The following is a 23,401-nucleotide window of genomic DNA, read 5'->3' as shown; positions in this document are numbered from 1 at the left end:
GCCCACCGCATCACAGCCACCCGCCACCGGCCCACTCTCCAGGCCGCGTTCCCCGCCGCGCCCCGCTCCCGCCCTTGCTGCTGGCGTGGCTCGATGCTGTAGAAGCCGAATGCGAGACACGGGCGGGCCACACCAGCACAGCCCTGCACCTCATCGACCACGGCGAGACCATAGTTGCCACCGGCGAAGGCCAGTTCGGCAAGCTCTGGTCGCCCATCAGCACGAGAAATGCGTCAAGGGCCTGGACGAACGGCTCTACGACTGGTCGACGACCGTCAGCGCTCTCGCTCGTTGAACCGCATGACCGACGGCGACAGTTCGAGGAGGCTCTCCACCCGGAAGGTGGGGAGCCTCCTCGCCTCCTCCGTCTCCCACTGGATCGTGGCCCATGGACCGCGGTGCACGAGCGCCGTGTGCATGCCCGCCGCGACAGCCGGCCGCACGTCGTTGTCGACGCGGTCACCGACGTAGAGAATCTCTTCGGGCTCGGCCGGGACGACCTCGCCCACGCGCACGAAGAACTCGGGGTCGGGTTTCGACGCGCCCCAGTCGTCCGATGTGCCGATCAGGTCGACATCCTGGGCGAACAGGCCCCTCAGGATGCCGCCCGCCCGGATGGTCTGGTTACCCGCGATACCGAGCCACAGGCCGTCCGCACGCAACGCCGCCAGGGAGTCGCGTACGTCGGGGTACAGGTCCGACTCGTCGAAGTGCTCCGGCTGCCCGGCGGCGGCCCGTGCCTCTCGCTCGGCGTAGAGATCGAAGCCGGGGCGGAAGACCTGGAACGTCTCGCGGTAGTCCCTCCCCTGGGCGATCACCGCGCCGAACTGCGCGGCAAAGGTATGGCGGGGGACCCCGAGCCAGTCCGCCCAGGTGCCGTACTCGCGGGTCTCGTCCACCAGGCACTCACCGACGTCGAACACCACTGCACGAATCATGCCGAGATCGTAAGGGCCGACCGAGTGGCCATGCGAAGGCGGCCCCACATGCCCTCGGTGAACCCACACCCCCGGCCCGTCCGAGCAACCGCGAAGGGAGCGTGGGCAACGCTCCGGCGATGTTGAATGGCCGAGCACAGGGGGAGAGCAGGTAGACGATCCGCCTCTCCCACCGAGGCGTGAGAGGAGCAACTCGTGGCCGGTGACGACCTGTCCGCAGTGGGCCGCTTCCTGTACGAGGCGGGCACGCTCAAGCACGCCCGGCGTACCGGGTGGTGGATGGCCGGGGTCCGGGACCCCGAGAGCGTTGCCGAACACTCGTGGCGTACGGCCCTGATCGCCACGATCATCGCCAAGCTGGAAGGCGCCGACCCCGCCCGGGCCGCCTACCTCGCCGTGTGGCACGACACGCAGGAGAGCCGGACCGGAGATGTGAACCACCTCGGCAAGAGGTACGCCCCCGCCGGCGACCCGCAGGAAGTGACCGCCGACCAGACGGCAGGCATGCCCGAAGTCCTCGCCTCGGCGGTCCGCGAACTGGTCGCGGAGTACGAGGCCAAGGAGTCACCGGAAGCGATCTGCGCCCGCGACGCGGACAAGCTGGAGTGCCTGCTCCAGGGCATCGAGTACAAGGCCCAGGGCTACGAGAACGCCCAGCGCTGGATCGACAACAGCCGGAGGCGCCTCACCACCGGGACCGCGAACCGCCTGGCGGACGAGCTGCTGGCGCAGGGCAGCATCGATTGGCTGCGCGCGGCGCTGGGAGAGGAGAAGCAGAGCTAGCCGCAGTGCAGCCCCTCAGAGGGGCACCGGCAACCGGGAGCAGGGGCACCGGCAACCGGGGGCAGGGGCCTCGGCACACCCGCGACCGGCCTCGGCCCCGCGCAACCCTGGTGTGGCGGCGAGCTAGCCGCTCCCCGCGATCGCGATCAGATCGGTAAGGGAGTCGATCACCCAGTCAGCCGCTTCTCGCACCTGCGCGTCGCTCGCCCACAGGTGCCCCCAGGGGCCACGTCGGAGATGCACGGTACGCAACCCCGCCCGGGCTGCAGGGAATGCGTCGTTCGCGGGATGGTCCCCGACGTACACGGTGTCCCTCGCAGAGGCACCGGACACTTCGAGGACCCTCGCGAAGAAGTCCGGGGAAGGCTTGGCGCAGCCCCACTCCCCGGAAGTCGCCACGAGATCGGCGGGCAGGTCCAGGGCCCGGAGCAGTTCACCCGCACGTACCGTCTGGTTACCGGCGACGATCACACGCATCCCGCCCCGGCGCAGCCTCGCGAGCGCGGGCCGGACATCCTCGTACAGGTCCCCTTCGTCGAGATGCTCACCCCGGCCGGCTGCCTCGCGCGCGGCGTACTCGGCCGAAATGTCGATCCCCGGCCTCACGAGCTTCAACGCCTCGGCGTTGTCGAGCCCTTGAGCGGTTACGGCCCCGACCAGAGCGGACAGTGTGTGTCCGGGAACGCCCAGCCACTCGGCCCAGGAAGCCCAGTACCGGTCGTCGCGCACGAGGGTCTCCCCCACGTCGAACACGAACGTCTTCACCTGACGAGCCTAGGGGCGGGCGCCCGATGGTGCCACGGCCTCTTCTTCCATGAGCGCGGCCCGTGGCACGATGCCCGAGTCGGCCGTGACGCTGCGGGGTTCCTGCCCCTCCCTGAGCACAGAGAGGTTCTGACGATGGCCGGAGATCCGCTGCCGGATGAAGAAATCGCCTTGCGAATCGTTGAGTTGCCGGGCTGGGAGCGTGATGGCGACACGATCACTCGCACGTTCGCGATCCGCTACCACGGCGGCGTCGCCATGATCGTGAACGTCGCGGACATCGAAAGACTCATCGGCCACCACGCGGACATCGACCTGCGCTGGGACCACGTACGGTTCCGCATCACGACACACGACGCCGGACACCGTCTCACCACCGCCGACTTCGACCTGGCCGCCCGGATCGACCGCATCGCGGCGGCACACGAGGCACAGGCGCACAACTCTTGATCAGGGCGCCCGGGTTGCAACCGCAGCGTTTGGTGAACGGCCCTTCGGCGGTGGAGACGCGGCACTGTGGGGGTGCAGCCGAGTAAGGAGCCCGTTCGCTGTGTTCACTCTTGGACCACCTACGACAAGGGAAGATATGTCCGTTCCTCTGGAAGTAAGTAAAAACAGCCCCTCGGCGACATAAAGCTGCAGGTCACGAACTGTGGTCCCCGCGCGTGCGGGGGTGGTCCCAGCAGCGCGACCGCGACCTCGCGGCGTAGCTCGTGGTCCCCGCGCGTGCGGGGATGGTCCCTACGTGATCTGGAAGTGGAACAACTTCAGCTTGTGGTCCCCGCGCGTGCGGGGGTGGTCCCCTCGGTGTGGACATCGTGCTGGACGGGTCCGGGTGGTCCCCGCGCGTGCGGGGGTGGTCCCGGTGGCGATGTCGTCGTCGGGGCGTACGCGTAGTGGTCCCCGCGCGTGCGGGGGTGGTCCCCGCCAAGCCGCTTCCTCCCGCGCTGCGCGACTGTGGTCCCCGCGCGTGCGGGGGTGGTCCCGCCTCCGCCGTCAACGACGGGACGATGTCCCAGTGGTCCCCGCGCGTGCGGGGGTGGTCCCGGGACCCGAAACTCGACCGGGAACATGTCCTTGTGGTCCCCGCGCGTGCGGGGGTGGTCCCTGTCGCTCGAACCAACGCGCTGCACGAGACGCGTGGTCCCCGCGCGTGCGGGGGTGGCCCCGGGGCGATGACGATCCTTACCTTCCGGCACCCGTGGTCCCTGCGCACGCGGGGGATCCCTGCCTTGCCCGTCTCTTGGGTACCGAGCCTCGGGCTTCGAGGCCGGTCCGTTCACTCTTTCTCGTGTATGGGTACGGGCGTGGCCCGAAGCTTGGGCTCCGAGACCCGGGCGTCGGGACACGAGGCCCGGGATTCGAGCGCCTTCTTTAACCGGTAGGTAAGAGAGGGGGTTTGGGAAAACCTCCCGCCCACCCCACCCAGGTCACAGCTGGGGAAGTATGACTAATGGTGGCGGCTTGCGGCGGAGTGTCACGAGTGCTTACGGTTCGAGAACTAGAGCGTGTCTCTTTGATGTGACGGACTGTTGAACGGATGTGTCTATCCGTCTAGTGATCACCGACGCGATGTGGGACCGGATCGAGCCGCTGATGCCAGCCGATCCGCTTCGTGGACGGCGTTGGGCCGATCATCGCCGGACCCTGGAGGCCATCGCGTGGAAGTACCGCACATGCTCGCCGTGGAGGGACCTGCCCAGTGAGCTCGGCTCGTTCAAGACCGCGCATAAGCGCCTGGTCAGGTGGGCCGTGGACGGCACCTGGGAACGGATCTTCGCAGCACTCCTCGCCGACGCGGACGTGGCCGACGAGGTTGGCTGGACAGTGGCGGTGGACTCTACCGTCTGCCGGGCCCACCAGCATGCCGCCGGGGCCAGGAAAAGGGGGCGCCTGGCCGGTCCGAACCCAACGATCACGCGCTTGGACGTTCCCGCGGCGGCTTGAGCACAAAGGTCCATCTGGCCAGTGACAGCCAGGCACGTCCTCTGGCCCTGCACGTCACCGCAGGCCAGGCGGGAGACGCGCCCGCATTCGCAGCGGTCATGGCGAGGATCCGTGTCCCGCGAACTGGGCCGGGGCGACCCAGAACCCGTCCGGAAGTTGTCCTCGCGGACCGTGCTTACTCCTCCCGTGCCATCCGGGGGCATCTGCGCCGCCGCGGGATCCGAGCGGTCATCCCGCAGCCCGCCGACCAGATCCGACACCGCCTCCGGCGAGGGCGCACCGGAGGCCGCCCTCCGGGCTTCGACGTTGAGGCGTACAAGGAGCGCAATACGGTCGAGCGATGCATCAACCGATTCAAGCAGTGGCGCGGCCTTGCCATGCGGACCGACAAGCTTGCTCTCGCCTATCGGGCTGCGCTTCATCTCGCGGCGATCCTCATGTGGGCTCGGCGCCGCCCCGGCGCTGTCAGACCCTGAAGATCCGTCGTGCGTTGCCGGACAGGAACAGCTCGGTGGTTTCCTCGTCCAGGCCCAGTTCGCCGAGGTGTTCCAGTGCCTGGCCGGGGGTGATCATGGGGTAGTTGGTGCCGAAAAGCACCTTCCTGCGGCCCCGGCCGCGCAGGTAGTCGACCAGCTCGCGCGGGTAGCGGCGGGCGGTGTAGGCGCTGGTGTCGATGTGCACGTTGGCGTGCTTGTCGGCCACCGCGATCATCTCCGTGGTCCACGGGTAGCCGATGTGCCCGCACACGATGGTCAGCTCGGGGAAGTCGAGCGCGACCTGATCGATGTAAGGAATGGGGCGGCCGGTCTCGGAAGGGCGCAGTGGGCCGGTGTGGCCGACCTGCGTGCAGAACGGGATACCGAGGTCCACGCAGGCCGCGTACAGCGGGTAGTAGAGCCGGTCTGTGGGCGGGAGTTGCCACAGCCAGGGCACGATCCGAAGTGCCACGAAACCGAGCTCTTCCACGGCCCGGCGCAGTTCCCGTACGGCCTGGACCGGCCGGGTGAGATCCGCGCCAGCCACCCCGCACAGTCGTCCCCCGGACTCGGCGACGAACTCGGCCACTTCATCGTTGCTGATCAATGGCCCCTGGGGCCCGTACCAGGCCGCCGAAAGCCCGATCTCCACATCCGCCGCCGTCATCGCCGCCACCGTGACCTTGACCGGCAACGGTTCCTCCAGCAGGCCCCTTCCTGTCCACCGACGCAGCGACTCGAACATCTCGTGGTTGGAGTGACGGAGCGTGGGGTGCTGCATCCACGCATCGATGACCGGCATCGGGCGTCCCTACCTCTCTCGCGACGCCGCTGGTCCTACCGAAGGGCGGCTAAGCGAACGCTTACCGTGACCCTAGCCGGTGCGTGCCACCCCCGACCAGCCCCCGCCTCAGAGATCAAAGAGACAGGCCCTAAGCGACCCCGACAGGTGTAGGAAGCACCAGGCCGGGGTCTGACCGCAAGATCGCTAACGAAGAAGGACGATCCCGTGGCTACCCAGCACATTAGCTCTGCCCTGCAACCTCCCGCACTTTCCGACGCGTACCCCATGGCGAATCCGGGCTACGGAAAGCGCTCAGCGCCGGACCAACTTCCCCGTGGCGCGCAGGATTTCTCCTTACTGCCGACGCGTGAGCGGTACGTGGCCGGGTTCGTCGACCACCTACCCGAGGGCGCGTCGATGAGCGTGAAGCAACTGGCCAAGCAGCTCCCGCTCTACGGCCAGCAGGCCATCTCCACAGCCCTGACGGCCCTGTCGGTGGCGGGCCATCTACGACGCGTACGGTGCCCCGTCGGCGCAGGCGAGGAGACGAGGTGGGTCTTCCGCACCTTCTGGTCCCGCACCGCACGGGACAACGAATGGTGGAACACCTTCCTGGCCACCGAAACCGCGACCACCCAGGCTGCAATCACTGACGTAGCTGTACCGCCTCCGTCGGCACGCACGGAGGAGCCGTCGCGGCCCGCAACAGTAGGCGCTGGTATCCGCCGACACCCCGAGTCCCCCTCCGTACCGCAGCAACGCAGCACACCCCCGACGGGCACGGCGCCCCAGCCCTCTTCCGCCTTTGCCAGAAGGGCAGTCACGCCTCCGGCGGCCGAGCCCGGTCCGTCCCCCGCGTATATCGCCTTGGCGCGCCTGGGCCGTGCGGACCACCGCCTGGCCCTGTCGGCGGACGACTGCGCGGCCCTGGAGCCCCGGGCGGCGGAGTGGCTGGCGAGGGGCGTCACGGTGGACTACCTGACCTCCGCCCTCACCGCGGGCCTCCCGGCCGAGATCAACTCCCCCGTCGGGTTCCTCCGCCGCCGCCTGACCACCAAGCTCCCCCCGAACCTGCCCCCGCAGACCGCCCGCCCCACCCCGGCCACTCCCGCCGCCCGCGTCCTGGTCGAATGCACGGAATGCGGCACCCCTGGCCCACCCGAAGCCCTCCCCGACGGCCTCTGCCGCCCCTGCCGCCAAACCCGCGACACCAGCCCCGAGAACCCGCCACCCGCCCTGACCACGCCACCCGACATCAAGACCCAGATGGCCAACCTCCGCAACCTCCTCAAGCCCGTCTGAACCAGACGCTCACCGTGCTGCTTGGCCTCAGGGAAACGAGGGACGGTCTCGGCAGCCGAGAGGCAGAATTGCCTTTGACAGACGAGCAACCGACCAGCAACGGCCCGTACGGTGGGGAAAATGTCCGTTTCTCAAGAAGTAAGTAAAAACAGCACCCCGGCCGGATAAACCCGCAGGTCACGAACGGTGGTCCCCGCGCGTGCGGGGGTGGTCCCCAGGTCTACGCGGACAACGCCACCATCCTGCTGCGGTCCCCGCGCGTGCGGGGGTGATCCCGATGGCCAGCTGACCATAGCCGGGGCCTGTTTGTGGTCCCCGCCCACGCCGGGCTATCGGCCCACCAGCCCCCTCACACCCCCAACTCCCCCCGCGAATCCGCCACCGCCTCCGGATGCGCGGCCAGCAACCGACGGGCCACCGGCAGTGGCATCCGCACCACCACCGGCTGCGGGAGCGTCAGTTCGCGTTCGGCGACCGCCGTACGCGATGAACGCACCCGGTCCGTCACCCGTGCCACCACCCGGACGTCCAGGGTGAACTGGACCAGCACCGAGGCGAACTTCGGCTTGTGCAGGGGCATCGAGCCCGCTCCGCTCGCCGATGCGCCGGTGGCCGAGCCCGAGCCGCCCCCGTTGGCCATCAGTTGGTTGAGGCGGAACTCGTCGGCGTTGAGGACTCCGGCGCCGAGGAGGCCTCGGGCCTGGCGGCTCTTCTCGGCTGCGGACTGGGCGTCGGTCTGGGTGGGGCGGGGGGCGGTCAGGTCGCTCTGGGCGACCGTTTCGAACGTCATCTTCTCCCCCGCCCCGAGGATCCGGCCGGCTCTCAACCGGGCGTGGACGGAGGCCTGGAGGTCCTGGCCCTTCGCGCCGGTCGCGTGGACCGGGGGGAGGTCGGCGCCGGCCTGGGTGAGGAGGGGGAGGGCGGCGATCAGCCACTCCGTGGAGACCGCCTCGCCCAGGGTGTACGCGGCGGCCTGGCCCTTCTCGCGGAAGCGGGGGTTGCCGCCCGCCGCCTGGACGGTGCGTGAGACCAGGTCGCGTACGCGCGGCGCGCCCTGGAAGCCGTTCACCTGGGCCTCCATCGGGAGGGGCGCCCCGCTCGCGCGCCAGGCGCCCAGGGCGGCGTTGCTTCCCTGGGGGGCGTCGGGGCGGGGGTGGGCGGCGGGGCGGCGGGGGGTGGTCACACGGGAGAGGGCCTTGAGGTCGGCCTCCAGGATGCGGTGGACCAGCGTCGTACGGCCCAGGCCTGCCACGGCCAGTCTGCGGTCGCCCCGGTGGAGCTCCAGGGACGGCACGACCGGTACCCTCATGCGGGCCGCCTTGGCCGTCTTCGCCTCCGCCACCGTCTTCATGCCGAGTTGGCCCCTGGTCGCGCCTCCGCGGCGGCGGCCGGAGCTCTTGGCCAGTCCCAGGCCCGCCGCTGCGCCGGTGCTCTTCACCTGGCCCTTGCCGCCGTCCGGTCTGCCGGAGGCCGCGAGGACGCCCTGCACGCCCGCCGACTCCCCCTCGTCGTGGGCGGTGGACTGCTGGGCGACCGCCGAGGTGATGTACTCCATGTCCCGGCCGTCGTCCGCCTCGCCGTCCCAGACGCCGTCGCCCACCCGGTCCACCTTGAACACCGCCCAGTACGGGGTCCTGCGGCCGTCCAGCAGCTCCACCGTGACCCCGCCGTCCATGGCGCTCGCCAGCAGGCCGGTGGAGCCGTCGCGGTCCAGCACCCGGAGCAGGCGCTGCACGTTGTCGTTGCGGTCCCGCAGCTGCTGCCGGGGCAGGAGTTCGTCCGCCAGGTCCTGGCGGCCCGTGAGCGCCAGGGTGGTGCGCAGGCCGGACAGGAGGGGGACGAAGTCGGGTACGTCCTCGATCATGCCGAAGCCCAGGGGGAGCCCTCGGGACAGCGTCGGCCGGGGGCGGGAGCCGCCGCCCGATGCCTCCCCGGGCCCGGATCCGACCCCGGACCTGGTCCCGGGTCCGGCCCCGGAGACCGCGACCGCGCTCGTCGTCGTGGCCGCCGCCGGTGTCTCGTCCATCTTCAGCGTCCTACGTGCCGACCTCGGCAGGTCCACCCCCGCCGCCCGCAGCTGCGCCGCCGTCAGCCACACCGCCGCCGCGCCCGGCAGGGTCCGTGCCGCGCTCGCCACGTACGGGCCGCCGCCTGTGACCTTGACCTCCGCGACCATCGTGACCAGGAGATCGCACCGTACGAGGTAGAGCGGCGCCTTCTTCGGGGTGTGGGCGTTGCGCTCGACCGTGCCCGCGACCGTGGCCGCCTCGCTGTCGCCCGTGCCCGTCGACCCGTACGCCGACAGTCCCTCGCCCACCCGCCAGTCCGCGCCGTTCTGTACGAGGGTGGCCCCGGCCTGCACCGTGGTGGAGGTGCCCCCGCCCTGCTGTCCGCCCGCCTGGTGGCCGCCCAGGACGAAGGTCTCCGTGCCGGGGCCCGCCGCCTCGTGCACCAACTGGGGCGAGGACAGGGCCAGTCGGGTGCCCACCGCCCCGTTCAGCGCTGCCAGGCGGCGGGGGTAGCGCAGGTTCTTCACCACCCAGCCCGACGAGGCCGCCTGCCGCAGCGACGCCGTGATCGCCCGCGGGCTGAACCGCTCCTCCACCGCCAGCCGGGGCGCCAGGCCCTCCGTGGTCAGGGCCGGGTCCCGGCGGCCTGCCTCTCCCCGGGCGGCGGCCCGGGACAGCAGGCTCAGGGCCAGGTCGCGGATCGGCCGGCCGTCGCCCACCGTCTCCACCAACTGCCAGTCCTGTACGAGGCGTTGGCCGGTGGGTGCGGTCGGTGCCGCACCTGCCAGGTCGCCTATGCCCGTGGCCGCCGTCGCCCGTTCCGCGCCGGGCGCCCGGCCCGCGCCCGCGTCCAGGCGGCGTTTCTCCTCCGCCCCTACCGTGAACTCCGTCGGAGTGAGGAGGCGTACGTCCTGTTCCTCCAGGTGCAGGCCGGACAGCAGCTTCGCCTCCGGTACGTCCCTGCCCGGGGTGCCCGGGGTCAGCGCGCGGGTCATCTTGCGCGGCCGTGAGGTCATCGTGACGTCCACGTTCAGCCGCAGCGCCGCCCCGAACGCGGCCGCCTTCTCCGAGCCGTTGGTGAGAACGTCCGTACGGGTGGTGGGGCCGGCCTGGTTGCGGCGGGTGCCCGACGTCGTCCGCTCGTAGCGGGCCGAGCCGGTGAGCGCGCCCGGGATCAGCCGCGCCTGGGCCAGGACCATGCCGCCGATGGAGCGCGAACTGCTGCGCCCGCTCTGCGCGTTGGACGCCACTCCGGCATGGGCACGGACCAGCCAGTCGTCGATGTCGCCCAGGTGGCCGGCCTCGCCCATGGTCCCGTGGACCCGCAGCTGCACGTCATGGGAGTGCATCGCCGTCTTGCGGCGCAGCCGGACCCTGATCCCCGTAGACAGCAACTGGTCCTTGTTCACGCGGAGGTTGGCCTCCGAGAGCGCCGTCGTCAGTTCGCGGTGGTTCGCGCGCTGCGCCGCCGCCTCCTCCTGGCTGAGGCCGGCCGCGGGTGGTGTCGTACCGAAGGCGGGGAGGTAGCCGGTCAGCCGGGGGTCGGTGGCGAACAGTTCCCTTACCGCCTTCATCATGGGCGCCGTGTCGAGGCGGCCCAGCGTCACGCTCGATCCCATCGCACCGAAGGGGAGGTGGCGTTCGGACCCGGACCCGGACCCGGACCCGACCCCGGCCTCGGCCGCAGCCGATGGCGATGTCGATGCCTCGCCCTCGCCCCCCGCCGCCGACGTCGGCGCCGCCCCCGGTCGCGGTGGCCGGATGAAGTGCCCCGCCGTCACCCCCGGCGGCAGCGGCAGGCCCAACTCCTGTGCCTCGTCGGCCCGCAGGCTGATCCACACCCGCATCGCATGCGTGGCCACCCGCGCCCCGGGGTGGCGGATCATCCGCATCGACCGGGGGCCCGTGCCCTCCACCGTGAACCGGACCGTCCCCGTGTACAGCACCTTCTCGCCCCGCACCTCCGCCCCCTGGCGGCTGGAGACGGTCTGCTCGTTCACGCTGAACCGGGCCTTGCGGGCCGCCGCGACCGGCATCGCCGTGGCGCGCACCACCGCCGCGTTCGCCGCCGCCCCGACCCCGGCCGCCGGGCCGATCCCGCCCGCGACCGCGCGGCCCTTGCCCGCCGACTCGGTCGCGGTGTGCTGGGCCTGCTGGTGGGTACGGAGCTGGGTCCTCCCGGTCGACCAGGCCGGGGCCAGGCCGGTGACGGCGGCGCGCATGCGGTAACTGCCCGCGCTGCTGCCGTCCTTGGAGTAGAGGTCGTCCCCTGTCACACCGTCGCCGCCCAGCAGCCGGGGCAGGTCCTCCAGCACGGTCGGGGTCGCCGTCGCCTCGTAGAGCCGGGCGCGGCCGGGGGAGCCCGGCGCGGTCAGCGAGGGGTGCAGGACCGAGGCGACCGCGTCGAACAGCCCGCCGCCGCCCTGGTGCGGTCCGGCCGCGTCGAAGACGCCCACCGGGGCGAGGGAGTCGGCCAGCGCCACCCGCCGCGCGAGGCCCGCGTCCACCGGCTCCGGGCGGGCCGGCGCCCCGGTCCCCGCCGGGACCAGGTGCTCGGTGGGCACCCGCTGGGTCAGCCCTCCCGAGCCCCGGAACACCTGCTCGTCCCCGCCCGCCTGGGGCCACACCCGTACGACGTACACCACCCGGCGCGCGACCTCCACCGACCCCTTGTCGCTGCGCAGCACCCGTGGTTCGGCCACCCCGCGCTGGGAGCGGGAGTCCCGCGAGGACTGCCAGGGCTGGACGTTCCCCGTCGCCGCGCCGCCCAGCCACAGCCCCGGCGCGACCGGGGCGAGCCCGAACGCCGTACCGCCCACGCCCCTGCTCGCCGAGTTCCCCACCGAACGGGCCGCCGTCGCACCGGTGTTGTGCTGGACGTCGACCTTGGTCTCCTTGCCCTCCGGGTCGTCCAGGGCGGCGAGCGGCGCCCCGCCCGGGTCCGGCGGGGCCGTGCCGAGGCCGGCGGCGGGGTGGAACGTGGGCGGCCGGTCGTCGGGGGCGGGTGCGATGGAGACCGTGACGTCGTAGCCCCCGCCGCCCCGGGCGCCCTCCCCGCCCTGCCCGCCCGCGGAACCGCCCCCGGAGCCGCCCCCGGGACCGGCCTCCACCGCGAACGCCCGCCCCCGGCCGAAGAACGACTCGGGCCGGCCCGCCAGTTCGGCCGCGATCCCCGCCACCGTGCCGCCGCCGTGCCCGACCACGGCCGCCACCGCGCTGCGCACGAACTCGTGCCCGGTCAGCCCGTACGCCGTCGACAGACCGCCCGCCTCCAGGTCCATCAGGTACGGCGGCAGGACGAGCCCCTGCTCCGCCCGCTCGTCGATCGCCGGAGGGCTCGGCCGGAGGGCGGGCCGCTTCCCGCGCCCGACCGCCCGTGCGGTGGCCGCGTTCCCCAGCGTCCGCTGCATCCCCGACAGGCTGCGCGGACCGCCGCCGAGGACGCCGGGGCCACCGCCGAGGAAACCCGGTCCGCCGCCGAGGACGGCCGGGGCGCTGCCGAGGGCCTCCGGGCCGCCGCCGTCCGTACGCGGCAGGGGAGACTCCCGGGGCGTCCGCGCGGCGGTCTCCTCGGGCCCGCCCCGCGCCCGCGCACCCGTGCTCGCCCCCGAGCCGCCGCTTCCGCCGCCGCTCCCCGACCCCTGCCGTCTCCGCACAGCGTCAACGTAGCCAGCGGTACGGCCCCCGGCGCCCGATCGGCGGGCCCTGCGGCCGTTCGCCGCCGACTCCACATCCGTACGTCAACTGCCGTACATCCGGGCGTCCGTCGCGGATCCGGCGGGCCTCACCCCAGCCCCTCCTCCACCAGCGCCGCCCACTGCGCCACCACCCGCGCGCGCCGGGCGGTGTCGTCGGTGAGGAGGTTGGCCAGGCCCAGGCCGCGGGCCATGTCCAGCAGGCCCTGGACCGTCTCGCGGGCGCCGGGGCGCGACTCGTCGGCGCCCAGGAGTTCGACAGCGATCCGGTGGGTCTCACGGCCCACCCGCGCCTCCAGCTCCGTCACCCGCGGCCGCAGCTGCTCCTCGTTCGACGCCGCCACCCACAGCTGCAGCGCCGCCCGGAACAACGGCCCGGTGTACAGGTCCACCAGCGCCGCGACCACCTCCGCGCGCCCCTGCACGGGGAGCGCGCGCAGGGCGGCGGAGCGCTCCTCCGCCACGTACTCCACCGCCCCCGTGAACAGGTCCTCCCGGGTCGGGAAGTGGTGCTGGGCCGCGCCCCGCGAGACCCCGGCCCGCTCGGCGACCACCGAGACGGTGGAGCCCGCCCAGCCGTGTTCGGCCAGGCAGGCCACCGCCGCCTCCAGGAGCCGCTGCCGGGTGGCCCGGCTGCGGTCCTGCTTGGGCGCGTGCACCGCTTTGGGAGTGGAGGAGGAAGAGGTCACCGCACCCATACCGGATCCCGTCGTTCGAGGAAGGCCGTCATCCCCTCCCTCGCCTCGTCGGAGGCGAACAGTTCCGCTGAGCGGGCGATGAGGTCTTCGGCGTACTGGTCGAAGCTCCTCAGCACCGTAGCCGTGACCAGCTCCTTCGATGCGGCCAGCCCCTGCGGTGACGCGCGGCGCACCCCGTCCAGGACCGGGACGAGCGCCTTGTCCACGTCCTCGGCGGCCTCCGCCACCAGGCCGATGCGCGCCGCCTCCGCCACGTCGAACCGCTCCCCGGTGAGGAAGTACCGGTGCGCCGCCGTGCGGTCCATGCGGGGCAGCAGCGTCAGGGAGATCACCGCCGGGGCCAGCCCCAGCCGGGACTCCGTGAGCGCGAACGTCGATGCCGGGCCCGCCACCGCGATGTCGCACGCGGCGAGCAGGCCCAGGCCACCGGCCCGGACGTGCCCGTCGACCCGGGCCACCACCGGTTTGGGCAGCGCCACAACGTCCCGCATCAGCCCGACGAACGCCTCCGGGTCCGGCGGCGCCTTCAGGTCCGCCCCGGCGCAGAACGTCGACCCGGTGTGGGCCAGCACCACCGCCCGTACGGTCTCGTCGGCGGCGCAGGCCGCGAGGGACCCGCGCACCTCCGCCACCAGCTCCGCCGAGAGCGCGTTGCGGTTGGCCGGGGAGTCGAGCGTCAGCGTGACGACGCCCCGCTCCTGGGTCCGTACGATCAGCGTCACCGTTCCTCCGCGATTCCCGAACCACTCGTCTTCTCCCGGTCGCGCAGCTCGCGCCGGAGGATCTTGCCGGACGCCGCCCGGGGCACCGCGTCCACGAACTCGGCCCGCCGCACCTTCTTGTACGGGGAGACCCGCTCGGCGACGTACGCCAGCACGTCGTCCTCGGTCAGCCCCGCCGCCCCCGGCGACCGGACCAGGAACGCCTTCGGGACCTCGTTGCCCTCGGCGTCGTTCACCCCGATCACCGCCGCGTCCGCCACCTGTTCATGGGTGAGCAGCAGGGCCTCCAGCTCGGCGGGCGCGACCTGGTACCCCTTGTACTTGATCAGCTCCTTGACCCGGTCGACGACGTACAGCCAGCCGTCCTCGTCCACCCGGCCCACGTCCCCCGTGTGCACCCACCCGTCCGCGTCGATCATGTCGGCGGTGGCGTCGGGGCGGCCCAGGTAGCCCTTCATCACCTGCGGGCCGCGGATCAGGATCTCGCCGTCCGTCCCCGGCTCCGCGTCCCGCGCCGGGTCCTCCAGCGACACGATCCGCATCTCCGTGTTCGGCAGCAGCCTGCCCACGGTGCCCGGCGGCGGCCGCTCCGCGGAGAGCGGCACCACGTGCGTGCCGGGCGACAGCTCCGTCATCCCGTACGCCTGCCGCACCGGCGGCAGCCCCAGCCGGGACGAACAGGCCTCCGCCAGCTCGGCGTCGAGCGGGGCGGCGGCGCTGACGATGTAGCGGAGCGAGGACAGGTCGTACTCCCCCACCAGCGGGTGCTTGGCCAGCGCCAGCACGATCGGCGGGGCGACGTACAGACCGGTGATGCGGTGCGTCTGGATGGCCGCCAGGAACTGCGCCAGGTCGAAGCGGGGCAGGACGACGACCGTGGAGCCGGAGCGGAGGGGGGCGTTCATGAGGGCGGTGAGCCCGTAGATGTGGAAGAAGGGGAGCACCGCCAGGATGCGCTCCCCCTCCCCCATCGGGATGAACGGCCTCAGCTGCTCCAGGTTCGTCCCGATCGACCGGTGCGTGAGCATCACGCCCTTGGGCGTGCCGGTCGTGCCGGAGCTGTACGGGAGGGCGGCGACGTCCTCGCCGGGGTCGATGGCGACGGCCGGTTCGGGGGCGGTGGAGGCCAGCATGTCCAGGATGGAGGTGTGGCCCTCCGAGGCCGGCGCCCGGTCGCAGACGTAGATCTCCTGGACGCCACCCGTCAGTTCGGCCGCCCGGCGGGCCGTCTCCAGGAGCGGCGAGACGGTCACGATCCACTTGGCCCCGCTGTCGGCGAGCTGCTTGGCGAACTCCTCGGGCGTCGCCAGCGGGTGGACGGTGGTGACCGAGGCGCCGGCGCGCGTGGCCCCGTAGAAGACGGCCGGGTAGGCGATGGTGTTCGGGCTGTGCAGGGCGAGCACGTCGCCCTTCCGGAGTCCGGCCTCCGCGAGTGCGGCGGCGATGCGGCGGTGGAAGCCGTCGAGCTGGGCGTACGTGAGGGAAGTGCCGTTCACCCCGTCGATCAGGGCGACCGTGTCGCCGAACTCCGCGGCCCCGCCGAGGACCGCTTCGTGGATGGGCGTGTCGAGGGCCGGTACGTCTGCGTACTCGCTGCGGAACACCATGGCAGTACCCCTGTGTGGTCGCGGTGGCCCGCGCCGCCCGGGAGGGGGCGGGCGGTGCGGGACGCCGTGCGGGTGTTGTGTGGAGAGCCAGAATCACCCCTGGGGGCGGGGATCCGGGAGAGGTCGGACGGCAGTGGCTGGAGTGAGGCCGGAGGGAGTTGGAGGGAGCCGGAGGGAGGGAGGCCGGAGGGAAGGGGCTCCGGAGGGGGCTCGGCCTCAGTACGACTTCGGCAGGCCCAGCGACTGGTGCGAGACGTAGTTCAGGATCATCTCCCGGCTGACCGGGGCGATCCGGGCCACCCGGGAGGCCGTGATCAGGGAGGCGAGACCGTACTCGCGGGTCAGGCCGTTGCCGCCGAGGGTGTGGACCGCCTGGTCGACCGCCTTGACGCAGGCCTCGCCCGCCGCGTACTTCGCCATGTTGGCCGCCTCGCCCGCCCCGATGTCGTCGCCCTCGTCGTAGAGCCTGGCCGCCTTCTGCATCATCAGCCGGGACAGCTCCAGGTCGATGTGGGCGGTGGCGAGCGGGTGGGCGATGGCCTGGTGGGCGCCGATCGGGTCCTTCCAGACCTGGCGGGTCCGGGCGTACTCCACGGCCCGGCCGAGCGCGAACCGGCCCATACCGATCCCGAACGCGGCCGTCATGATCCGCTCGGGGTTCAGCCCGGCGAAGAGTTGCAGCAGCCCCGCGTCCTCGTCCCCGACCAGGGCGTCGGCGGGCAGCCGCACGTCGTCGAGCACGAGCTCGAACTGCTTCTCCGGGGCGTGGAGTTCCATGTCGATCGCGTTGCGGCCGAAGCCTTCCGCATCGCGCGGGACGATGAACAGGCAGGGCTTCAGCTTCCCGGACCGGGCGTCCTCCGTACGGCCCACGATCAGTGTGGCGTCGGCTATGTCGACGCCCGACACGAAGACCTTGCGGCCGGTGAGGACCCAGTCCGTGCCGTCGCGGCGGGCGGTGGTGGTGATCCGGTGCGAGTTGGAGCCGGCGTCCGGCTCGGTGATGCCGAAGGCCATGGTGAGGGTGCCGTCGGCCAGGCCCGGCAGCCACTGCCGCTTCTGCTCGTCCGTGCCGAACCGGGCGATGACCGTGCCGCAGATCGCGGGCGACACGATCATCATCAGGAGCGGGGAGCCCGCGGCGCCCAGTTCTTCGAGCACGATGGAGAGTTCGGCCATGCCGCCGCCTCCGCCGCCGTACTCCTCGGGGAGGTTCACGCCGAGGTAGCCCAGCTTGGCGGCCTCCGCCCACAGCTCGCGGGTGTGGGAGCCCTCGCGGATGACGGTGGTCATGTAGTCGCGCCCGTACCGCTTGCCGAGGGCGGCGACGGCGGCGCGCAGGGCCTGGTGCTCTTCGGTCTCGAGTGCGGCGGTGCGGACGGTGCTCATGCGGTCTCCTCCGGTACGGGGGCGCCATCGGCGCGTTCCTGGACTACGGCGAGCAGGGCGCCCACCTCGACCTGGTGGCCGGGGGCGGCGTGCAGGGCGGTGAGGGTGCCGGAGGCGGGGGCGAGGATGCGGTGCTCCATCTTCATCGCCTCCAGCCAGATCAGCGGCTGCCCGGCCTCGACCACGGCCCCCGGCGCCAGGCCCTCCGCGAGGCGGACGACGGTGCCGGGCATGGGGGCGAGGAGGGAGCCGGGGTCGGTCTGTGCGGTGGGGTCGGTGAAGCGGGGCAGGGCGGTGAGGGTGTACGAGGCTCCGGCGGTGTCCACGTGGACGCGGTCGCGGTCCCGGTCGTACGCGAGGTCGAAGTGGCGGGTCACGCCGTCGAGTTCGAGGGTGACGCGGGTGGGGGTGACGGAGACGGCCCGGGTGCCGCTGTCGGCCTCGTACGGCTCCGGGATGCCCGTGCGCGGGGTGCGGTAGGCGATCTCGTGCTCGGTGCCGTCGGGTTCGCTGCGGTAGCGCTTGACCTGGGGCTGGGAGGGGACGTTGCGCCAGGCACCGAAGCGGCTGGGCGTGGGGGCGGGGGCATGTGCGGGGGTGTGTGCGGGGGCGGCCACGGCTTCCGCCAGGGCGGCGGCGAGGGCGGCCGCCGCCGGATCGCCGTCGCCGGGGGCGGTGAGGGCCGGGAGATGGCGGTCGTAGAAGCCGGTGTCGAGGCGGCCCGCCACGAAGTCCGGGTGGCGCAACGACCGTACGAGCAGAGCCCTGTTGGTGACGGGGCCGTGGATGCGGGCGCGCTCCAGGGCCCCGGCGAGCAGCCGGATCGCCGCCGTCCGGGTCGGGGCGTGGGCGATGACCTTGGCCAGCATCGGGTCGTAGTGGACGCCGATGGTGTCGCCGCCGGTGTACCCCGTGTCCAGGCGCAGGCCGGGCGCGTCCGGCACCTCCAGCGTGAGCAGTGCTCCGGTCTGCGGCTGCCAGTCGCGCGCGGGGTCCTCGGCGTAGAGCCGGGCCTCGACGGCGTGGCCCGCGGGCGACGGCGGCTCCGGGGCCGGGAGCGGCTCCCCCTCCGCCACCCGTAGTTGCAGCGCGACCAGGTCGACGCCGAACACGGCTTCCGTCACCGGGTGTTCGACCTGGAGGCGGGTGTTCATCTCCAGGAAGTACGGCCGCCCCCCGGCCGAGACCAGGAACTCCACGGTCCCCGCCCCCCGGTAGCCCACCGCCCGCGCCGCCGCCACCGCCGCGTCGTGGAGCCGGGTGCGCAGGGCGTCGTCCAGGCCGGGCGCCGGGGCCTCCTCGATGACCTTCTGGTGGCGGCGCTGGAGCGAGCAGTCCCGGGTGCCGAGCGCCCACACGGTGTCGTACGCGTCCGCCATGACCTGCACCTCGACGTGCCGGCCCCGCTCCACGTACGGCTCCGCGAACACCTCCCCGTCCCCGAAGGCCGACGCTGCCTCGGCGGCGGCCGCCAGCAACTCGCCTCCCAGCGCTTCCAGTTCGCGGACGATCCGCATGCCCCGGCCGCCCCCGCCGGAGGCGGCCTTCAGCAGCAGCGGCAGATCGTCCGGGCCCGCCGTCGCCGGGTCCACCGGGGCCAGCAGCGGCACCCCGGCCCCCGCCATCAGCTCCTTGGCCCGGGTCTTGGAGGCCATCAGCTCGATCGCCTTGACCGGCGGGCCCACCCAGACGAGCCCCGCGTCCTGCACGGCGGCGGCGAAGGCGGCGTTCTCGGAGAGGAAGCCGTAGCCGGGGTGCACGGCGTCCGCCCCGGCGGCCAGGGCGGCGGCCACGACGAGATCGCCGCGGAGATAGGTGTCGGCGGGGGCGGCCCCCGGCAGCCGTACGGCGAGGTCCGCCTCGCGTACGTGCAGGGCGTCGGCGTCCGCGTCGGAGTACACGGCGACCGTGGTGATGCCCAGGTCACGGCAGGTGCGGAAGATCCGGCAGGCGATCTCGCCCCGGTTGGCGACGAACAGGGTGTGGATCACGTCTCTCCTCATGCGCGGGTCACATCCGGACGGTTCCTCGGGGGCCTCACGTGCGGGTCACATCCGGAAGACGCCGAAGCCGCCGCGGGCGCCCTCGACCGGTGCGGTGTGGATCGCGGACAGGCACATCCCGAGGACGGTCCGGGTGTCGCGCGGGTCGATCACGCCGTCGTCGTACAGCCGCCCGGACAGGAACATCGGCAGCGACTCGGTCTCGATCTGCTGCTCCACCATGGCGCGCAGCCCGGCGTCCGCCTCGTCGTCGTACGGCATCCCCTTCGCGGCGGCCGACGCGCGGGCCACGATGGAGAGGACCCCGGCGAGCTGCTGCGGGCCCATGACGGCGGACTTGCTGCTCGGCCAGGCGAAGAGGAAGCGCGGGTCGTAGGCGCGCCCGCACATGCCGTAGTGCCCGGCCCCGTACGAGGAGCCCATGAGCACCGACAGGTGCGGGACCCGGGAGTTGGCGACGGCGTTGATCATCATCGCACCGTGCTTGATGATGCCGCCCTGCTCGTACTCCCTGCCGACCATGTAGCCGGTGGTGTTGTGGAGGAAGAGCAGCGGAATGTCCCGCTGGTTGGCGAGTTGGATGAACTGGGCGGCCTTCTGCGACTCCTCGCTGAACAACACCCCCTGCGCGTTGGCGAGGATGCCGACCGGGTAGCCGTGCAGCCGCGCCCACCCCGTGACCAGGCTCGTCCCGTACAGCGGCTTGAACGGGTCGAAGTCCGAGCCGTCGACCAGCCGGGCGATCACCTCGCGCGGGTCGAAGGGCACCTTCAGATCGCCCGGCACGATCCCGAGCAGTTCCTCCTCGTCGTACTTCGGCGGCTCGGCGGGCCCGGGATCGCCGTTCGCCTTGCGCCAGTTGAAGCGGGCGACGATCCGCCGGGCCTGCCGGATCGCGTCCTGCTCGTCGACGGCGAAGTGGTCGGCCAGCCCCGACGTCCGGGCGTGCATCTCGGCCCCGCCGAGGGACTCGTCGTCGCTCTCCTCGCCGGTGGCCATCTTCACCAGGGGCGGTCCGCCGAGGAAGACCTTGGAGCGCTCGCGGATCATCACGGCGTGGTCGGACATCCCGGGGACGTACGCGCCTCCGGCGGTGGAGTTGCCGAACACCACGGCCACGGTGGGGATTCCGGCCGCCGAGAGCCGGGTGATGTCCCGGAAGAGGGCCCCGCCCGGGATGAAGATCTCCTTCTGGGAGGGCAGATCGGCGCCGCCCGACTCCACCAGGCTGATGACGGGCAGCCGGTTGGCGAAGGCGATCTCGTTGGCGCGCAGGGCCTTCTTCAGCGTCCAGGGGTTCGACGCCCCGCCGCGTACGGTCGGGTCGTTGGCGGTGATCAGGCACTCGACGCCCGCCACCACCCCGATCCCGGTGACGAGCGAGGCGCCGACGGCGTAGTCACTGCCCCAGGCGGCCAGCGGCGACAGCTCCAGGAACGGGGTGTCGGGGTCGACGAGCAGCTCGATCCGCTCGCGCGCCGGGAGTTTGCCGCGCTTGCGGTGGCGGGTCACGTACTTCTCGCCGCCGCCCGCGAGCGCCTTGGCGTGCTCGGCCTCCAGAGCGGCGATCTTCTCCAGCAGGGCGGCCCGATTGGCCGCGTACTCCGGGCTGTCGGTGTCGAGCGCGGTGGGCAGGACGGTCATGCGGTCACCTCCGGTACGGGGTCGGCGCCGTCCAGCAGGGCCACGGGGATCGGCAGCCACCGCGACCGGAGCCACTCCCCCACCGCCTTGGCCTGCGGGTCGAACCGCGCCTGGGACGCGACGCCCTCGCCCAGGAGCCCGTGCACGGTGAAGTTGAGGGCCCGCAGGTTGGGCAGGACATGGCGTACGACGGACAAGTCCGCGGTCTCAGGCAGGAGTTCCTTCAGCCTCTCCACGGTCAGCTCATGCGCCAGCCACCGCCAGGCGTCGTCGTCGCGCACCCAGACGCCCACGTTGGCGTCGCCGCCCTTGTCCCCGCTGCGGGCTCCGGCGACGAGTCCGAGCGGAGCGCGGCGGGTGGGGCCGGAGGACGGATACGGGCCGGGGAGCGGCGGCGCGTCGACGTCGGCCAACTCCTGAGTACGGGACGGTGGTTCGATGGGCGTGCGGCTTCCGTCCGGCAGCACGGCGATGTGCTCGACCTCTTCCACCGGTACGGGGATCGCCTCGAACACCCCGTAGGGCGCGCCCTTTCCGGGCGGGGCGGTGACGTGGAAGCCCGGGTAGCTGCCGAGGGCCAGTTCGACGGCGGCCCCGGAGACCGCCCGGCCCACCGCCTCCGCGTCCTGGTCCCGGACGGTGAGCCGGAGCAGCGCGCTGGCCCCCTCCTCGGTGTCGGCGTCGGGCCGGTCGGTACGGACCAGCTCCCACCGCACCTCGGCGGGCATCCGTCCCCCGCCCCGCTCCAGCGCATCCGCGAACTGCCCCTCCACGAGACGGGCCTTGGCCTCCACATCCAGCCCCGTGAGGACGAAGACGACCTCGTTGCGCCAGCCGCCCAGCCGGGTCAGTCCGGCCTTGAGGGTGGGCGGCGGGGCCTCGCCCCGTACCCCGTCGACGCGCACCCGGTCCGGGCCGTCGGGGGTGAGCCGTACGGTGTCGAGGCGGGCGGTGACGTCGGGTCCGGCGTACCGGGCTCCCCCGGTCTCGTACAGGAGTTGGGCGGTGACCGTCCCGATGTCGACGACGCCTCCCGTACCGGCGTGCTTGGTGATCACGGAGGACCCGTCGGCGCGGATCTCGGCGAGCGGGAAGCCGGGGCGGCGCACGTCGTGCCGGCCGAAGAAGGCGTAGTTGCCGCCGGTCGCCTGCGTACCGCACTCCAGGACGTGCCCGGCGACCACGGCCCCGGCGAGGGCGTCCAGGTCGTCGGGCCCCCAGCCGAAGTGGGCGGCGGCCGGTCCGGTGACGAGGGCCGCGTCCGTGACCCGGCCGGTGACGACGATGTCGGCCCCGGCCCGCAGACACGCGGCGATCCCGGCCCCGCCGAGGTAGGCGTTGGCGGTGAGGAACCCGTCGGGCACGGGCAGGCTGTCGCCCTCGGCATGGGCGACGGTGACGGGAACCCCGACCTTGGCCGCCAACTTCCTCACGGCGTCGGCCAGTCCGGCCGGATTCAGCCCGCCCGCGTTGGTCACGATCTTCACCCCGCGCTCATGGGCGAGGCCGAGCCCTTCCTCCAACTGGCGCAGGAAGGTGGTGGCGTACCCCTTCTCCGGGTCCTTGAGGCGGCTGCGGCCGAGGATGAGCATGGTCAGCTCGGCCAGATAGTCGCCGGTGAGGACGTCGAGGGGGCCGCCGGTGAGCATCTCGCGTACGGCGTCGAAACGGTCGCCGTAGAAGCCGGAGGCGTTGCCGATGCGGAGGACGGGGGCGGGGGCGGTCACCGGGTTGGGGCCGGGGGCCGAGGCCGGGCCGGGAGCGGTCACCGGTCACCTCGTACGGCGTGCTCGTCGCGCGCGGCATGTACGGCTTCCTGGGCGCGGGGCGGGCGGCCCGGTCCGGGCGGTCCGGCGAAGGCCTGGGCGATGGAGAGCCACCGGTCGGCCTCGCCCCCCTCGGCGGTGACGGCGAGGTCGGAGCGGTGGGCGCGCTGGGTGACCAGGAGGCAGAAGTCCAGCAGCGGCCCGGTGACCCGCTGGGTGGCGTCTTCGGGGCCGTACGCGATCAATTCACCTTCTGGAGAGCGGAGTTCGACCCGGAACTCCTCCCCGGGCGCCTCGATCCCCCGTACCGCGTAGGCGTAGTTCCGGGCCCGCACCCCGATCCGGGCGACATGCCGCAGCCGGGCGGTGGGGGTCCGGGTGACCCCGAGGGCGTCGGCGATGTCCTGGCCGTGGGCCCAGGTCTCCATCAGACGGGCGGTCGCCATGGAGGCGACGCTCATCGGCGGCCCGTACCAGGGGATCCGGGTCCCCGCCGGGGCCTCCCGCAGCACCGTGTCGAGCCGCCGCCGCCCCTCCCGCCACCGGGCGAGCAGCGCCTGCGGGGCATGGGCGGCGACCAGGGCGCCGGCGGCCTCGTCGACGAAGGCGTCGGGGGCGGCGAGCGCCTTCGCCACCTCGTCCCCGAACCGCTCGGGCTCGGTGGCGGCCAGCAGCGCGACCTCGTCGGTCCAGGCGAGGTGGGCGATCTGGTGGGCGACGGTCCACCCCTCGGCGGGCGTCGCCCCCCGCCAGGCCTCGTCACCCAACGCACCGACCAGAGCGTCGAGTTCGCCGCTCTCCTCGCGCAGATCGTCGACCACCGCTGCGACATCGGACACGTGCGCTCCCCTCGGGACCGGGTGTGGTGCCCAG

General features: G+C 72.7%; 16 protein-coding genes, 1 pseudogene and 1 CRISPR repeat array. Of the genes and pseudogenes, 5 read left to right on the top strand and 12 right to left on the bottom strand.

The annotated features are described in order from the left end of the window. Window positions 1–53 precede the first annotated feature (53 nt). Window positions 54–295 (top strand): annotated as a pseudogene (locus tag ACQ9ZG_RS19695) (hypothetical protein); the annotation flags it as partial. On the opposite strand, the gene ACQ9ZG_RS19690 reads toward ACQ9ZG_RS19695, so the two are convergent. Continuing rightward, entirely contained in the window at window positions 276–938 is a 663-nt protein-coding gene (locus ACQ9ZG_RS19690; protein ID WP_109917070.1) for an HAD family hydrolase, read from the bottom strand. The pseudogene ACQ9ZG_RS19695 and the gene ACQ9ZG_RS19690 sit on opposite strands and share 20 nt — an antisense overlap. Before the next feature lie 195 nt (window positions 939–1,133). Here ACQ9ZG_RS19690 and ACQ9ZG_RS19685 point away from each other — a divergent pair, with 195 nt between their 5' ends. Then, the gene (locus ACQ9ZG_RS19685) at window positions 1,134–1,721 is read left to right on the top strand and encodes an HD domain-containing protein (protein WP_109917069.1); all 588 of its coding nucleotides are present in this window, start codon (window positions 1,134–1,136) and stop codon (window positions 1,719–1,721) included. A gap of 123 nt (window positions 1,722–1,844) precedes the next feature. Here the strand turns inward: ACQ9ZG_RS19685 and ACQ9ZG_RS19680 are convergent, their stop codons facing one another. Continuing rightward, a complete protein-coding gene (locus ACQ9ZG_RS19680; protein ID WP_109917068.1) occupies window positions 1,845–2,486 on the bottom strand; it encodes an HAD family hydrolase in 642 nt (213 codons plus the stop codon). Between the two features lie 135 nt (window positions 2,487–2,621). On the opposite strand from ACQ9ZG_RS19680, the gene ACQ9ZG_RS19675 reads away from it, so the two are divergent. Continuing rightward, entirely contained in the window at window positions 2,622–2,936 is a 315-nt protein-coding gene (locus ACQ9ZG_RS19675) for a 4a-hydroxytetrahydrobiopterin dehydratase (RefSeq protein WP_109917067.1), read from the top strand. 202 nt (window positions 2,937–3,138) lie between these two features. Further along, a CRISPR array of direct repeats spans window positions 3,139–3,655; the repeat unit is 29 nt; unit sequence GTGGTCCCCGCGCGTGCGGGGGTGGTCCC. A 403-nt stretch (window positions 3,656–4,058) separates the two neighbouring features. Further along, window positions 4,059–4,909, top strand: a protein-coding gene (locus tag ACQ9ZG_RS19670; RefSeq protein WP_375138249.1) for an IS5 family transposase whose coding sequence is annotated in 2 segments (ribosomal slippage) — window positions 4,059–4,383 and window positions 4,383–4,909 — 852 coding nt in all. Because the reading frame shifts where the segments join, the coding sequence is not laid out codon by codon here. Here ACQ9ZG_RS19670 and ACQ9ZG_RS19665 read toward each other — a convergent pair. Further along, a complete protein-coding gene (locus ACQ9ZG_RS19665; RefSeq protein WP_109914269.1) occupies window positions 4,899–5,711 on the bottom strand; it encodes an amidohydrolase family protein in 813 nt (270 codons plus the stop codon). The genes ACQ9ZG_RS19670 and ACQ9ZG_RS19665 overlap by 11 nt on opposite strands. Window positions 5,712–5,918: 207 nt before the next feature. Between ACQ9ZG_RS19665 and ACQ9ZG_RS19660 the strand changes: the two genes are divergently transcribed. Beyond that, window positions 5,919–6,995 carry a MarR family transcriptional regulator gene (locus ACQ9ZG_RS19660; RefSeq protein WP_109916278.1) on the top strand — a complete coding sequence of 359 codons (1,077 nt, stop codon included), beginning with the start codon at window positions 5,919–5,921 and terminating at the stop codon, window positions 6,993–6,995. A 349-nt stretch (window positions 6,996–7,344) separates the two neighbouring features. Here the strand turns inward: ACQ9ZG_RS19660 and ACQ9ZG_RS19655 are convergent, their stop codons facing one another. The 9 genes from ACQ9ZG_RS19655 to ACQ9ZG_RS19615 all read right to left on the bottom strand — a co-directional run bounded on the left by ACQ9ZG_RS19655 (window position 7,345) and on the right by ACQ9ZG_RS19615 (window position 23,367). Continuing rightward, window positions 7,345–12,660, bottom strand: coding sequence for a hypothetical protein (locus ACQ9ZG_RS19655; protein ID WP_499280960.1), 5,316 nt, complete (start codon window positions 12,658–12,660; stop codon window positions 7,345–7,347). A 128-nt stretch (window positions 12,661–12,788) separates the two neighbouring features. Continuing rightward, a complete protein-coding gene (locus ACQ9ZG_RS19650) occupies window positions 12,789–13,397 on the bottom strand; it encodes a TetR/AcrR family transcriptional regulator (RefSeq protein ID WP_018490600.1) in 609 nt (202 codons plus the stop codon). Then, entirely contained in the window at window positions 13,385–14,119 is a 735-nt protein-coding gene (locus ACQ9ZG_RS19645) for an enoyl-CoA hydratase family protein (protein WP_109916350.1), read from the bottom strand. Before ACQ9ZG_RS19645 ends, ACQ9ZG_RS19650 begins: the two co-directional genes overlap by 13 nt. After that, entirely contained in the window at window positions 14,116–15,726 is a 1,611-nt protein-coding gene (locus ACQ9ZG_RS19640; RefSeq protein ID WP_109916351.1) for a 4-coumarate--CoA ligase family protein, read from the bottom strand. Before ACQ9ZG_RS19640 ends, ACQ9ZG_RS19645 begins: the two co-directional genes overlap by 4 nt. Window positions 15,727–15,942: 216 nt before the next feature. Beyond that, complete coding sequence (locus ACQ9ZG_RS19635; protein ID WP_028416861.1) at window positions 15,943–17,115, bottom strand: acyl-CoA dehydrogenase family protein; 1,173 nt, start codon at window positions 17,113–17,115, stop codon at window positions 15,943–15,945. After that, a complete protein-coding gene (locus ACQ9ZG_RS19630; RefSeq protein ID WP_499280958.1) occupies window positions 17,112–19,118 on the bottom strand; it encodes an acetyl/propionyl/methylcrotonyl-CoA carboxylase subunit alpha in 2,007 nt (668 codons plus the stop codon). The genes ACQ9ZG_RS19635 and ACQ9ZG_RS19630 overlap by 4 nt, the downstream gene beginning before the upstream one ends. Before the next feature lie 45 nt (window positions 19,119–19,163). Continuing rightward, window positions 19,164–20,762: an acyl-CoA carboxylase subunit beta gene (locus ACQ9ZG_RS19625; RefSeq protein WP_109916247.1), complete on the bottom strand. Its 1,599-nt coding sequence runs from the start codon at window positions 20,760–20,762 to the stop codon at window positions 19,164–19,166. After that, entirely contained in the window at window positions 20,759–22,489 is a 1,731-nt protein-coding gene (locus tag ACQ9ZG_RS19620) for an acyclic terpene utilization AtuA family protein (RefSeq protein ID WP_109916249.1), read from the bottom strand. Before ACQ9ZG_RS19620 ends, ACQ9ZG_RS19625 begins: the two co-directional genes overlap by 4 nt. A gap of 38 nt (window positions 22,490–22,527) precedes the next feature. Next, window positions 22,528–23,367: a TIGR03084 family metal-binding protein gene (locus ACQ9ZG_RS19615; RefSeq protein WP_499280957.1), complete on the bottom strand. Its 840-nt coding sequence runs from the start codon at window positions 23,365–23,367 to the stop codon at window positions 22,528–22,530. Between the last annotated feature and the right edge of the window lie 34 nt (window positions 23,368–23,401).

It is taken from the genome of Streptomyces araujoniae, assembly GCF_050871195.1.
Classification (GTDB): domain Bacteria; phylum Actinomycetota; class Actinomycetes; order Streptomycetales; family Streptomycetaceae; genus Streptomyces; species Streptomyces bacillaris.
The sequence above is the reverse complement of the archived record's forward strand: the minus strand, read 5'-3'. Positions and strand labels throughout refer to the sequence as shown.

Excerpts from the sequence above, each read along its gene's own strand:
- ACQ9ZG_RS19650 (WP_018490600.1), bottom strand. The coding sequence starts at position 13,397 with ATGGGTGCGGTGACCTCTTCCTCCTCCACTCCCAAAGCGGTGCACGCG.
- ACQ9ZG_RS19635 (WP_028416861.1), bottom strand. The coding sequence starts at position 17,115 with ATGAGCACCGTCCGCACCGCCGCACTCGAGACCGAAGAGCACCAGGCC.
- ACQ9ZG_RS19665 (WP_109914269.1), bottom strand. The coding sequence starts at position 5,711 with ATGCCGGTCATCGATGCGTGGATGCAGCACCCCACGCTCCGTCACTCC.
- ACQ9ZG_RS19640 (WP_109916351.1), bottom strand. The coding sequence starts at position 15,726 with ATGGTGTTCCGCAGCGAGTACGCAGACGTACCGGCCCTCGACACGCCC.
- ACQ9ZG_RS19630 (WP_499280958.1), bottom strand. The coding sequence starts at position 19,118 with ATGAGGAGAGACGTGATCCACACCCTGTTCGTCGCCAACCGGGGCGAG.
- ACQ9ZG_RS19625 (WP_109916247.1), bottom strand. The coding sequence starts at position 20,762 with ATGACCGTCCTGCCCACCGCGCTCGACACCGACAGCCCGGAGTACGCG.
- ACQ9ZG_RS19690 (WP_109917070.1), bottom strand. The coding sequence starts at position 938 with ATGATTCGTGCAGTGGTGTTCGACGTCGGTGAGTGCCTGGTGGACGAG.
- ACQ9ZG_RS19675 (WP_109917067.1), top strand. The coding sequence starts at position 2,622 with ATGGCCGGAGATCCGCTGCCGGATGAAGAAATCGCCTTGCGAATCGTT.